We start from the raw sequence: 12,935 nt of genomic DNA, 5'->3' as shown, positions 1-12,935 counted from the left end.
TAAAAAACCACCTTATGGAAGGTGGTTTCTTTAAGAGTATTGCCTGATAATTACCAGCTCAACGCTCCTCCAGTTTGGTAATCCGTGACACGCGTTTCAAAAAAGTTCTTCTCTTTACGCAAGTCCATCATCTCAGACATCCATGCAAATGGATTGGTTACACCAGCAAACTGCTCAGGCAAACCAAGTTGAGATAAACGGCGGTTACAGATGAATTTCAAATACTCTTCCATCATTGCTGCATTCATACCCAATACACCACGTGGCATTGTGTCACGTGCATATTCGATTTCAAGCATCGTGCCTTCAAGAATCATTTGAATAACTTCTTCTTGGAACTCAGCAGTCCAAAGGTGAGGGTTTTCAATCTTGATTTGGTTGATCATGTCGATACCAAAGTTCAAGTGCATTGATTCATCACGTAAAATGTATTGGAATTGCTCAGCAACACCATTCATTTTATTACGACGACCCATACTCAAAATTTGAGTAAAACCACAGTAGAAGAAAATACCTTCAAGAACACAATAGAATGCAATCAAGTTACGCAGTAAACGTTGATCGTTTTCAGGTGTACCTGTATGGAAATTAGGATCGGTTAACGATTGAGTGTACTTCAAACCCCATGATGCTTTACGTGCAACACTTGGAATCTCACGGTACATGTTGAAGACTTCGCCTTCATCCATTCCTAAAGATTCGATACAGTATTGATAAGCATGCGTATGAATCGCTTCTTCAAATGCCTGACGCAAAATGTATTGGCGGCATTCTGGGTTGGTAATATGACGATAGATCGCCAATACCAAGTTGTTTGCAACCAATGAATCTGCGGTAGAGAAGAAACCTAAAGAACGCATTACAATGGTACGCTCATCTTCAGTTAAACCATTTTCAGACTTCCAAAGTGCGATGTCATGGTTCATGTTGACTTCTTGTGGCATCCAATGGTTTGCACATCCATCAAGATATTTTTGCCAAGCCCATTCATATTTAAATGGAACAAGTTGGTTCAAATCCGCACGACAGTTGATCATCGCTTTATCATCAACTTGTACACGCTGAGCACCCATTTCAAGCTCTTCTAAGCCTGGTGCAACATCTAAATGTTCTAAGGCTGCAGATGCTCGAGCCAACGAATCGGTTGGATTTGTTGATCGGTTGGTATTGGTTCGAGCGGGTTGTGCAACTGCCACGCTCTCCGATGATGGCTCTGTAGAAGATACCACCGGCGTATTAACCGTTTTCTGCGATTCGAGGGACGCAGACTTGTGTTCAGGTGAAGTCGGTTTTTGCGAATCATCTTCAAAATCGTCCCAACTTAGGATAGACATTTTTCGTTCTCTCTTCGTTGTATATAGCTTTTATCGATATCTCAACAAAGACATCTTAAATATACGCTTATATTGTGTAAGCAAAATTAAGTTTTATTGATTGATATTTAGAAGTTTGACTTATCTAATTGAACAATCCCTAAGACTTATTTTGCTTACGCTGTTGTTTGCGAATGGCTAAGAATGCATAGACCATCGGCACATAAAAGAAAATAAAGGCGAAGATGAGAACTGCAAGTCCCAACATATAGTTATGACTGATATGGAACATCATCTTTGCCTCTATAAATTTAAATCTTTATAACCCTTGCTTTAATATCGATAAACCAAGGGTTAATTCGATTTTAATTACTGACAAGCTTCACAGTCTGGATTGTCGATTGAACAAGCCATTGGTACTGGAGCAGCAGTAGTGAACCCATCTTCTTCAACCTGAGTATCAGGTTTTTTCTCTTCAACCACTGGCGCAGCAACTACAGGTGCTTCAACCGATGCTGGTTTAACCGCATTGAGCGTACCCGTATTGATTGTTGATTTCTCTGCAGAAGTCGCACCTAAAGCTCGGAGGTAATAAGTCGTTTTAAGACCACGTAACCATGCCATCTTATAGGTAATATCAAGTTTCTTACCGTTCGCACCAGCGATGTAAAGGTTAAGAGATTGTGCTTGATCAATCCATTTTTGACGACGTGAAGCAGCATCTACGATCCAGCGAGTATCAACTTCAAACGCTGTTGCGAAGATTGCTTTTAACTCTTCAGGAATACGTGCAATCTTTTGAACCGAACCTTCAAAGTGTTTCAGGTCATTTACCATTACGGTATCCCATAAACCACGTTCTTTTAATGCACGAACAAGGTAAGGGTTGATAACAGTAAATTCACCAGAAAGGTTAGATTTTACATATAAGTTCTGGAATGTAGGTTCAATCGATTGAGACACACCACAAATGTTTGAAATGGTTGCTGTTGGAGCAATCGCCATCACATTTGAGTTACGCATACCGTCTTTTTGAACTTTGGCACGTAAAGTGTCCCAGTCTAAACGTTGTGTACGATCAACTTCGAACATACGCTCTGGACGAGACTTCGCAACAATTTCTAAAGAGTCGATTGGTAGAATACCTTGATCCCACAATGAACCTTTAAATGTTGAATACGCACCACGTTCAACCGCTAAGTTACTTGATGTCTCAATTGCGTAATAGCTGATGACTTCCATTGATTCGTCAGCAAAATCGACTGCTGCATCTGAACCATAAGCGATACCCATTTCATAAAGTGCATCTTGGAAGCCCATGATACCCATACCCACAGGGCGGTGTTTCATGTTTGAGTTTTTCGCTTGTGGTACAGCATAGTAGTTAATGTCGATCACGTTATCGAGCATACGAACTGCTGTTTTAATGGTACGAGCAAGCTTTTCACGATCTAACACACCACCTTGAACGTGTTGTACAAGGTTAATTGAACCTAAGTTACAAACTGCGATTTCGTCTTGGTTTGTATTTAAGGTGATTTCTGTACACAAGTTCGATGAGTGAACCACGCCTACGTGCTGTTGTGGTGAACGTAAGTTACATACGTCTTTGAATGTGATCCACGGGTGACCTGTTTCGAACAACATCGAAAGCATTTTGCGCCATAAGTCTTTTGCACGTACTTTTTTATGGAGCATGTTTTCTTGTTTTGCTACCGCTTCGTAGTGTGCATAGCGCTCAGCAAATTCAGCACCTGTTAAGTCATGCAGGTCTGGTGTTTCAGAAGGGGTGAACAGTGTCCATTCCGCATCTTCAAATACACGTTGCATGAATAGATCAGGAACCCAGTTTGCAGTGTTCATGTCATGGGTACGACGACGGTCATCACCTGTGTTTTTACGTAGCTCTAGGAATTCTTCAACATCTAAGTGCCAAGTTTCTAAGTAGGCACAGACCGCACCTTTACGCTTACCACCTTGGTTAACTGCTACAGCGGTATCATTTGCAACTTTTAGGAAAGGTACAACACCTTGAGACTTACCATTAGTGCCTTTGATATATGAGTTCAATGCACGAACAGGTGTCCAGTCATTACCTAAGCCGCCAGCCCATTTTGACAACATTGCGTTATCGCGCATTGCGCCATAAATGTCATACAAGTCATCACCAATCGTGGTGAGGTAACAGCTTGATAATTGTGGGCGCAATGTACCTGAGTTAAACAGGGTAGGCGTAGACGCCATGTAGTCGAAACTAGACAATAAGTTATAGAACTCAATTGCGCGGTCTTCTTTATTTTCTTCATTGAGTGCAAGACCCATTGAAACACGCATAAAGAATAATTGTGGTAATTCGAAACGTACGCCATTTGAGTGAATGAAGTAGCGATCAAATAAAGTTTGTAGACCTAAATACGTAAATTGGTTTGAGCGTTCTGGTTGAATCGCTGCTGCCAATTTTGCAAGATCATAATTAAGAAGATCTGCTGAAAGTAGATCAAGCTCGATCCCTTTCTTTAAGAACGTTTCTAAGGCATCACTTTCTGGCGTATCAGTTGATAAACCTAAGAACTCTAAGCCAGTTTTAACAAGTTCATTACATAACAAACGAGCAGTAACATAAGTATAGTTAGGTTCTTGTTCAATACGAGTACGTGTTGCCATCGTCATTGTGGTGGCAATGTCGCTTTCTTTTACGCCGTTATATAAATTCTTAACGGTTTCATCAACAATCGCTTGAACATCAATACCCTCAAGACCTTCACTTGCAGTTTGAATAGTTGCTGTAAGTGCATCTAGGTCTAACGGTTGGAGCTGACCATTATTATCAGTGATTTGAAGCGTAGGATGATGATTTGCACCAGTTTGCTGACGAGCAGTCGCACGTTGGTCACGGTAAATCACATAGGCACGAGCGACTTTTTGTTCGCCAGTACGCATTAGAGCCAATTCCACTTGGTCTTGGATCTCTTCGATATGAATCGTACCACCAGAAGGTAAGCGACGATTAAATGTATTGAGTACCATCTCTGTAAGTTGAGTAATACGATCATGAATACGGCTTGAATCCGCACCCTGTTGACCTTCAACTGCTAAAAATGCTTTCCCAATCGCAACAGAAATTTTCTCGGCATTAAATGTCGCGATTTCACCGGTGCGCTTAATAACCTGAATTTGACCAGGAGTAGAAGTGATGATGCTCATGTCAGCATAGCTCCATTATCATCTTTTTTATGTTCATAGACCGTTTGAATCGAGCAAAAAGTATGCCACGATGTTTGAGGGATAAACACAATACTTAGTGGTTAAAGTTTATTTTCAACACAAGATACGGTATTTTTAACAGCAGATCAATATTGACATTTTACTAAAGTTTTTTTCATGTTTTAACTGCTGATTTCACAGTCACATAGCATAACAAAGCCCTTAGAAAACACGTATAGATAACTCTGTGGATAAGTCAAAAAACAAACACTTAAATTCTTTTTAGCAATTGACGAAACAAATTGTTTAATACTGGTACAAAACTTATACTAAATATTCATCCTGCTTGAAAAAAGCATAGAAAGCTGAAAAATATATTAAAATTCATAATTTTAATAAAAATATAACAAAACTATATTGGCGTGTATCAGTTTGGTGAACGCCTACTTGTTTACAATGTAAACGTGTGTATATTGCAAATCATAAACCAATGTATCTGTCAGATTTTAAAGATAGATTCTCGCTAAATTGTAGGGGCAAATAAATGAGCCAAGAAGAAAAGTTACCGAAAATTTTGATCGTTGAAGATGACGAACGTCTAGCGCGATTAACACAAGAGTATTTGATTCGTAACGGTTTAGAAGTCGGTGTTGAAACCGATGGTAATCGTGCAATTCGTCGAATTATCAGTGAACAACCTGATTTAGTTGTTCTTGATGTGATGTTGCCGGGTGCAGATGGTTTAACCGTTTGTCGAGAAGTTCGTCCGCATTACCATCAACCTATTTTGATGTTGACTGCACGTACTGAAGATATGGACCAAGTTCTTGGTTTAGAAATGGGCGCAGATGACTATGTCGCTAAACCTGTTCAACCACGTGTGTTATTAGCACGTATCCGTGCTTTATTACGTCGCACCGATAAAACAGTTGAAGACGAAGTCGCTCAACGTATCGAATTTGATGATCTTGTCATTGATAATGGCGGTCGCTCAGTGACTCTGAATGGTGAGTTGGTTGACTTTACAAGTGCTGAATATGACTTGTTATGGTTGTTAGCATCAAATGCAGGTCGTATCTTATCGCGTGAAGACATCTTTGAGCGTCTACGTGGTATCGAATATGACGGTCAAGATCGTTCAATCGATGTACGTATTTCACGTATTCGACCAAAAATTGGTGATGATCCAGAAAATCCAAAACGTATTAAGACTGTACGTAGTAAAGGTTATCTATTCGTTAAAGAAACTAACGGGATGTAATGTCCATCTTGCTTAAAATTAGCTTGGAATTATCTCCCTTATGCTAAGTCGAGTACTTAAAAACAGTATTTTCTTGCGTATCTACGCTGGTTTAGTTGTTTTAGTTGTTGTTGTTGCTGCATTTTGTTATTTACTGGTGCAAGTCATTAACTATCAACGTGCGCAAGAATATCGTGAATCTCTCACTGATGGTATTTCCTATGTCATTAGTGAGGGGGTATCTCGTCAGCCAGAAAAACAACAGAAATTAGATTGGATTTCCGATGCGTCAGATTTGTTGGAATTGCCAATCTATTATGTTGATGCAAATCGAGTAGAGCTTTCTCGAACTGAAAAGAAACGTATTGCTGAGCAAAAGTCAGTGGTGCGTTATGATGCGAATAATGGTGTAGGTTATATCATTATTGGCTTAAAAGACGATCCTAAGCATTTCCTCTATATCAAAGTAGATAAGCTTGGTGAGCGTCAAATGAAGGCGCTACCGATTTTTGTATTGGATTATTTGATTTTTTATCCAGGACAAGAGCAAGAATATTTAGAAAGAATTAAAAAGCACTTTTATTATCCAATTGAAATCGCAAATATTAAAGACATCAATTTGGATTCAGAACAGGTCGGTCGATTACGTCAAGATCAAAGTGTTTTGTTGTATAAAGACAGTGCCACTATTCGTGGTACAACCATTTCAATTGTATCTCCGATGCCGAATCATCCTGCTCAGGTATTGGTATTGGGTCCTGTACCTATGTTCAATTGGATGCCTTTTCAGCTTTCAGCAGGGATCACATTATTTAGTTTGTTCTTATTAAGTTTGGGTGTTTATGGTCTCATTTTACCTTTAGAGCGTAAAATTCGGCAGGTACGTCTGGCTTTAAATAAAATGAAATCAGGCGATTTGTCATTACGTGTACCGAGCGAAGGTACAGATGAAATGGCAAACTTGGCATCTAGCTATAACAGCATGTCCGATCATATCCAACGTCTGATTGAAGCTCAGCGTGAATTAATGCGTGCAGTATCGCATGAGTTGAGAACACCTGTCGCACGTATACGCTTTGGCATGGAAATGTTAGCTGAAGAAGATGATTATAATTATCGAATTCAGCAAGTAGACATGATTGATAAAGACATTGAAGCTTTAAACACCTTGATTGATGAAATCATGACTTATGCAAAACTAGAGCAGGGTACGCCATCATTAGATATCGAAGATATTGTGTTGGTCGAAGTGCTTGACCAAGTTGCCATGGAAACAGAGGCGCTAAAAACTCAGAAAGAAATCGAGTTAATTGCACCGCCATTGTCGCTTCGTGTCGATGCTGAACGTCGTTATTTACATCGTGTTGTACAAAATTTAGTGGGTAATGCGGTACGGTATTGTGATAATAAAGTTCGTATTAGTGGTGGTATTCGTGCTGATGGCAAAGCCTATGTCTGTGTTGAAGATGATGGTCCTGGGATTCCTGAACAAGAGCGCTCACGTATCTTTGAAGCCTTCGCTCGTTTAGATGATAGTCGTACCCGTGCCTCAGGTGGTTATGGTTTAGGGTTATCGATTGTGAGTCGAATTGCGTATTGGTTTGGTGGTGAAATCCAAGTCGATCAAAGTCCAAATTTGGGTGGCGCACGTTTTACTATGACCTGGCCAGCTAAACGATATAAACAACCCGTTAAAAAATAAATTTTTGATTAAGACATTTTGAAATGAAAAAAAGCCAAAGTTTGAAACTCTGGCTTTTTATAATGACTTAAGAATCAGTCTTTAACCATTAATACATTACTCGTGAATAGATGAATCTGGTTCAATAAGCGGATGACCTGATCGAAGATTGTTCAAGGCATCGCTATTAAAATCAAGCAGGAGTGAGTTGTTTTTCACATCAATTTTATAGCTTTTGATTAACGCTTGATCTCCATTTAATGTTTCAACTTTATAGCTATCAGCGATATTTAAAATACTTTCAAGGTTTGTTGTTGTTGCGGCAAAATCCTCTCTAAACACTTCGTATATATCTCTCAAATCAAAAATTGCATTATCAGCATCTGGGTGTTTTCGAATATAACTTTCAATATGACGCATCAGGAGCTGCGAAAAAAAGAAATAATCAGAGTCGTGTGTATATTCTAGATGCATATTTTTCTCCTTGTTATCTTGTTTTAGAATAACCATCTATTTGCTAAACAGTGTATAAAGTTAATTAAAGCATGTAGCTGAATTGCAACATATTATGTCGAAATAACAACTTGATTCCGACCCAGTCGTTTCGCTTGATAAAGTGCATCGTCGGCTTGTTTAAATAATTGCTCAATGGTTTGCTGGTTTTCAGGAGCACAAATACAAATTCCAATACTAACTTGGATGAAAAAATGCTTTTGATTGTCGAGTTGAATTGGACTTTGACTAATCTTTTCACGAATTTTCTCGGCGTATTGATATGCCGTATCTTCTGTTGTATCAGTCATAAAAACCGCAAACTCTTCTCCACCTAAACGTCCAAGTAAATCTTGTGATCGTAAAATAGTGTGAATGATTTGAACACAGGTTTGTAAAGCGCGATCACCCATTTGATGACCATAACTATCATTGACTTGTTTGAAGTGATCAAGGTCTAGCATTAAGAATGCGGTTGTTTGATGAATCGTATTGGCTTGTTGTTGTAGTAGCTGTACCGATTGCAGAAATTGACGTCTAGTCAAACTCGATGTGAGTTCATCGTGTGCAATCGTGTGTTGTAATTCTTGAATGAGTTTTGATCTCACCATATTGATATTTGAGACTGTGAGTGGCGCAATCGTCATCATGATCAACCCAAGACGAATTGAAATGGTGTTGTTTAAATATTGATCGTGATAAAGCAGTAAGTAGTTTTGCGATACATGGTAGATAATAAATGCGCAACTTATTGAAGTGATGATCGTGACTGAAAAGTGGCGATAGCGTAGAGCACACCAAATTAATGGAGCAATCGGATAGAGTAGGGAGCCCGGTCCAGCATCGTAGTAGCTGACGATAATTGAGAAAATTACACTCAATAACGGCAAACTTTCTTGTGCGGTTTGCGTTTTAAATTCTTTCAGTTGTTGTTTAAATAAATTTAAAGTTGGAGCACTAAGAATCATTGGTAACAGCAACAAAGCATTTTGGATTTCTGCTGTAAACCAATAGCCAAAATCGATCCAAAAAGAACCAAGTGCAAATTTAGTATTAAAGTACGGCAATGTAAATGCCGCGAATAGAGAGCTTGATAATCCACCTACACAGCAGAAAGTAAACAGAAATAGGTAGAAATAGCCATGATGCATCGAACGGATAAATGCATTAAATTTGATGTAAAGTAATAAGGTAGTCATGACATAAAGCAAATTTGCAGAGGTCATACACACATTTAATAAGAACGGAGTGTCTTGAAGAGTATCCGCAAGTAAATAACCTACAATCGCCCCAATGAAACTAATAGGGTGGCGTGTTTGTGGAAATCGAATAAGTAAACCCAGTAAAACTGAATTTGCAGGCCAAAACGATGCAAGGAAAGAGAACTGTCGCGTAGCGATACCAAGGAAACAGCAAAAAAGAATAATACCCGTGAATATTAAAAACAGTTGGAAAAGCGATAGAGGCTTTAATGCTACTTTAGATTGAGGCATTCTGACGCTTTACCTTGCAAATTTGAGTCGCGCTATTATATAAATTTTGTTTAAATTTTCATCATAAATTTGTATCAATGCAATGATTTAGTTCGGGCTGCAGCATTTGGGTGCACAGCATGAAAATTATGGTTTTATATGTTCCATAAATAAAGAAAAAAATGATCAATATGCTCTGTTTGATTAGATTATTCGATTTCTAAGGGTGAATTGATAGTGATCTAGTACATATCCATAAATTTAAGGACAAAATCATCCGAAAGACTAAGGCGCTTCAACTAGCATGAGAAATTAGAAATCAGGTACAATTGGCGGGATTAATTTTGTGTTTGGTGTATTTGAAGGCCAATACATACATTCTTTGTTAAAAATAGGCCTGCCAGGAGTTATCCCCGCATGAGTGCCATTACTCCATACGATTGGGCGATTATCGCCTTCGTGATCGGCGTTACATTTCTTTGCGTTTTTATGCTGACTGTTCCTTTACTCCTAGGGGGTAAAGCATGGGGACGTGCGAAGCAAGAACAGTTTGAGTCAGGTGTAGTAGGTGCGGGCGGTGCTCGTATCCGCTTATCAGCCAAGTTCTATTTAGTTGCAATCTTCTTTGTGGTTTTCGATTTGGAAGCCCTTTATCTTTATGCTTGGGCGACTTCTGTACGTGAAGTTGGTTGGGTAGGTTTTGCGACTGCTGCAGTCTTTATTTTAGTTTTATTAATTGGTTTGATTTACGAACTTTCAACAGGTGCATTGAACTGGGCACCTTCGGATCGTCGTAAAGCGGCTGGTGTGAAAACGAATATTGGCTCACCAAATATGAATATTGCTGATATTACTCGATTCAATAACATTGAAGAGTTGGTTGTCGATCCGACTGGACATATTCCAGCACAGTCTTCTGGTCGTGTTAAATCTAAAACACCGACTACATCATCATTTAAAAAGGAGTAAGTCGGGATGAAATATACTTTAACCCGTGCGAATCCAGATGCCGATCAATATCCATTACAAGATCGTCAAATCGTAACTGATCCACTTGAGGAAGAAGTTAATAAAAGTGTGATGATGACACGTCTTGAAGATGTGTTGCATACAGCCGTGAACTGGGGGCGTAAAAACTCGTTGTGGCCATTTAACTTTGGTACATCGTGCTGTTACGTTGAATATGCAACGACTTTAACAGGTGTGCATGACTTATCACGTTTTGGTGCAGAGGTTATTCGTGCTTCACCGCGCCAAGCAGACTTGATGATTGTTGCGGGTACCTGCTTTGTCAAAATGGCGCCTGTAATTCAACGTTTGTATGAACAAATGCTTGAACCGAAATGGGTGATCTCAATGGGTGCGTGTGCAAACTCAGGTGGTATGTACGACATCTATTCTGTGGTTCAAGGTGTAGATAAAATTATTCCTGTTGATGTGTACATCCCAGGTTGTCCACCTCGTCCAGAAGCATTAATCCAAGCATTAATGTTGCTTCAAGACCAAATTCAACTTGAGCGCCGTCCACTTTCAGCGGTTATTGGTGATGATCTTCAGCCTGTGTATAAGCCAAAGATGATGCCAGAACGTGACCGTAAAAATGCTGAACGTATAGCAGTGAAAAACTTGCGCTCTATGGATGAAATTAAATAATTTTTAAGATGAGTTTTTGACATATCGGAAGGATATGGTCATCGAGAAAATTGCCAAAATTTGTATTAAATAGGAAGCCAAGCCAATGGCTGAAACTGACATTGCTATGCCAGAGTCAACGCCAGTTGATTCACGCCCAGCATTTGCAATCGTAGAAGAGCTCAAAACCAAGTTTGGTGAGAATTTCTACGTGCAGGCGACTTTTGAAGAGTTTCCAACAGTCTGGGTTGAGCGCGCACGCGTGCAAGAAGTCCTTATGTTCTTACGTAAAGTAGAGCGCCCTTATGTGATGTTGTTTGACTTGTCTGCGGTTGATGAGCGTTTACGTGTTCACCGCGATGGTCTACCAGCATCTGACTTCACTGTGTTCTATCATTTATTATCGCTTGAGCGTAATAGTGATATTCGTATCAAAGTTGCGTTGAATGAAAATGATTTAAGCATTCCAACTGCAACCAATATTTGGCCAAATGCCAACTGGTACGAGCGTGAAGCTTACGATATGTTCGGTATCGATTTCGCAGGGCATCCAATGCTCCGTCGTATCTTGTTGCCAACCTATTGGGAAGGTCACCCATTACGTAAAGAATATTCTGCGCGTGCGACAGAATATACGCCGTATATGCAAGACCAAGCAAAGCAAGATTTCGAACAAGAACATTTACGCTTTGTACCAGAAGACTGGGGTCTAAAACGTGGTAATGACGACGAAGACTTCATGTTCTTGAACTTGGGTCCTAACCATCCATCTGCGCACGGTGCATTCCGTGTGGTATTACAGTTGGACGGTGAAGAAGTCAAAGACTGTGTGCCTGATATCGGTTATCACCACCGTGGTGTGGAAAAGATGGCTGAACGTCAAACTTGGCATTCATTCATTCCGTATACCGATCGTGTTGACTACTTAGGTGGTTGTGCGCAAAACATGCCATATGTAATGGCAGTTGAGCAGCTTGCTGGTATTAAAGTACCTGAGCGTGCACAAGTGATTCGTGTGATGTTGAACGAATTATTCCGTATCAATAACCACTTATTATTCTGTGGTACAGCGATTCAGGATGCTGGCGGTATGACCCCAGTATTCTATATGTTTGCAGACCGTCAAAAAGTCTATGACATTGTTGAAGCGATTACGGGTTATCGAATGCATCCTGCATGGTTCCGTATCGGCGGTACGGCACATGATCTTCCAAATAACTGGCAAAAGCTGGTGAAAGAGTTATTGGAATGGATGCCGAAACGTTTGAACGAGTACTACACTGCTGCACTTAAAAACTCAGTATTTATTGGTCGTACCCGCAATGTTGCGCAATACGATGCTAAATCTGCGTTGGCTTGGGGCGTAACGGGTACTGGTTTACGTGCGACGGGTATTGATTTTGACGTTCGTAAATATCGTCCATACAGTGGTTATGAAAACTTCGACTTTGATATTCCAGTGGAATATGAAGGCGATGCATATGCGCGTGTCTTGGTTCACTTCCGTGAAATTACTGAGTCGTTGAAAATTATTCAACAGTGCTTGGACAACATGCCATCTGGTCCATATAAAGCGGATCATCCATTGGCTGTTCCACCACCGAAAGATAAGACATTACAAGATATTGAAACCTTGATTACGCACTTCTTAAGCGTGTCTTGGGGTCCAGTAATGCCTGCGGGCGAGTCATCATTTATGACGGAAGTTGTGAAAGGTGCGAGCACTTATTATTTGACTTCAGACAAGTCAACCATGAGCTACCGTACTCGTATTCGTACACCGACTTTCACGCATTTACAGCAAATGCCTTCTGTGATTAATGGCAGTTTGGTTTCTGACTTGATCATTTATTTGGCGACCATTGACGTGGTTATGGCTGACGTGGATCGCTAGGGGTAAA

At 39.9% G+C, this 12,935-nt stretch carries 10 protein-coding genes; 5 read left to right on the top strand and 5 right to left on the bottom strand.

Annotated elements, in window-relative coordinates; translation table 11 throughout:
* Positions 1-50 precede the first annotated feature (50 nt).
* From F933_RS01380 to F933_RS01375, 3 genes are all read right to left on the bottom strand, one after another.
* Complete coding sequence (locus tag F933_RS01380; RefSeq protein ID WP_005057693.1) at positions 51-1,334, bottom strand: ribonucleotide-diphosphate reductase subunit beta; 1,284 nt, start codon at positions 1,332-1,334, stop codon at positions 51-53.
* Between the two features lie 139 nt (positions 1,335-1,473).
* Positions 1,474-1,608 carry a hypothetical protein gene (locus F933_RS16905; RefSeq protein WP_005056757.1) on the bottom strand — a complete coding sequence of 45 codons (135 nt, stop codon included), beginning with the start codon at positions 1,606-1,608 and terminating at the stop codon, positions 1,474-1,476.
* Between the two features lie 74 nt (positions 1,609-1,682).
* Positions 1,683-4,517: a ribonucleoside-diphosphate reductase subunit alpha gene (locus tag F933_RS01375; protein ID WP_005057692.1), complete on the bottom strand. Its 2,835-nt coding sequence runs from the start codon at positions 4,515-4,517 to the stop codon at positions 1,683-1,685.
* 544 nt (positions 4,518-5,061) lie between these two features.
* Between F933_RS01375 and bfmR the strand changes: the two genes are divergently transcribed.
* Both bfmR and bfmS read left to right on the top strand, forming a co-directional pair.
* On the top strand, positions 5,062-5,778 hold the full coding sequence (gene bfmR / locus F933_RS01370) for a response regulator transcription factor BfmR (RefSeq protein ID WP_004669852.1): 717 nt from the start codon (positions 5,062-5,064) through the stop codon (positions 5,776-5,778).
* Positions 5,779-5,818: 40 nt separating this feature from the next.
* A complete protein-coding gene (bfmS, locus tag F933_RS01365) occupies positions 5,819-7,459 on the top strand; it encodes a sensor histidine kinase BfmS (protein ID WP_005057691.1) in 1,641 nt (546 codons plus the stop codon).
* 96 nt (positions 7,460-7,555) lie between these two features.
* Here the strand turns inward: bfmS and F933_RS01360 are convergent, their stop codons facing one another.
* Both F933_RS01360 and F933_RS01355 read right to left on the bottom strand, forming a co-directional pair.
* Positions 7,556-7,912: a hypothetical protein gene (locus tag F933_RS01360; protein ID WP_005056748.1), complete on the bottom strand. Its 357-nt coding sequence runs from the start codon at positions 7,910-7,912 to the stop codon at positions 7,556-7,558.
* Positions 7,913-8,004: 92 nt separating this feature from the next.
* A complete protein-coding gene (locus F933_RS01355) occupies positions 8,005-9,423 on the bottom strand; it encodes a GGDEF domain-containing protein (RefSeq protein ID WP_005057689.1) in 1,419 nt (472 codons plus the stop codon).
* Between the two features lie 396 nt (positions 9,424-9,819).
* On the opposite strand from F933_RS01355, the gene ndhC reads away from it, so the two are divergent.
* The 3 genes from ndhC to nuoC all read left to right on the top strand — a co-directional run bounded on the left by ndhC (position 9,820) and on the right by nuoC (position 12,928).
* A complete protein-coding gene (gene ndhC / locus F933_RS01350; RefSeq protein ID WP_005056744.1) occupies positions 9,820-10,371 on the top strand; it encodes an NADH-quinone oxidoreductase subunit A in 552 nt (183 codons plus the stop codon).
* A 6-nt stretch (positions 10,372-10,377) separates the two neighbouring features.
* Complete coding sequence (locus tag F933_RS01345) at positions 10,378-11,055, top strand: NuoB/complex I 20 kDa subunit family protein (RefSeq protein ID WP_004638049.1); 678 nt, start codon at positions 10,378-10,380, stop codon at positions 11,053-11,055.
* Between the two features lie 85 nt (positions 11,056-11,140).
* A complete protein-coding gene (gene nuoC, locus F933_RS01340; RefSeq protein ID WP_004655448.1) occupies positions 11,141-12,928 on the top strand; it encodes an NADH-quinone oxidoreductase subunit C/D in 1,788 nt (595 codons plus the stop codon).
* Positions 12,929-12,935 lie beyond the last annotated feature (7 nt).

The sequence above is a fragment of the Acinetobacter beijerinckii CIP 110307 genome (assembly GCF_000369005.1).
Taxonomy (GTDB): Bacteria; Pseudomonadota; Gammaproteobacteria; order Pseudomonadales; family Moraxellaceae; genus Acinetobacter; species Acinetobacter beijerinckii.
Note: the sequence above shows the minus strand (reverse complement) of the source record. Positions and strands in the feature narration are given on the sequence as shown.

Bases quoted from the DNA above. Each gene is read 5' to 3' on its own strand.
- ndhC (WP_005056744.1), top strand. From the start codon at position 9,820: ATGAGTGCCATTACTCCATACGATTGGGCGATTATCGCCTTCGTGATC.
- F933_RS01355 (WP_005057689.1), bottom strand. From the start codon at position 9,423: ATGCCTCAATCTAAAGTAGCATTAAAGCCTCTATCGCTTTTCCAACTG.
- bfmR (WP_004669852.1), top strand. From the start codon at position 5,062: ATGAGCCAAGAAGAAAAGTTACCGAAAATTTTGATCGTTGAAGATGAC.
- nuoC (WP_004655448.1), top strand. From the start codon at position 11,141: ATGGCTGAAACTGACATTGCTATGCCAGAGTCAACGCCAGTTGATTCA.
- F933_RS01380 (WP_005057693.1), bottom strand. From the start codon at position 1,334: ATGTCTATCCTAAGTTGGGACGATTTTGAAGATGATTCGCAAAAACCG.
- F933_RS16905 (WP_005056757.1), bottom strand. From the start codon at position 1,608: ATGATGTTCCATATCAGTCATAACTATATGTTGGGACTTGCAGTTCTC.
- bfmS (WP_005057691.1), top strand. From the start codon at position 5,819: ATGCTAAGTCGAGTACTTAAAAACAGTATTTTCTTGCGTATCTACGCT.
- F933_RS01345 (WP_004638049.1), top strand. From the start codon at position 10,378: ATGAAATATACTTTAACCCGTGCGAATCCAGATGCCGATCAATATCCA.
- F933_RS01360 (WP_005056748.1), bottom strand. From the start codon at position 7,912: ATGCATCTAGAATATACACACGACTCTGATTATTTCTTTTTTTCGCAG.
- F933_RS01375 (WP_005057692.1), bottom strand. From the start codon at position 4,517: ATGAGCATCATCACTTCTACTCCTGGTCAAATTCAGGTTATTAAGCGC.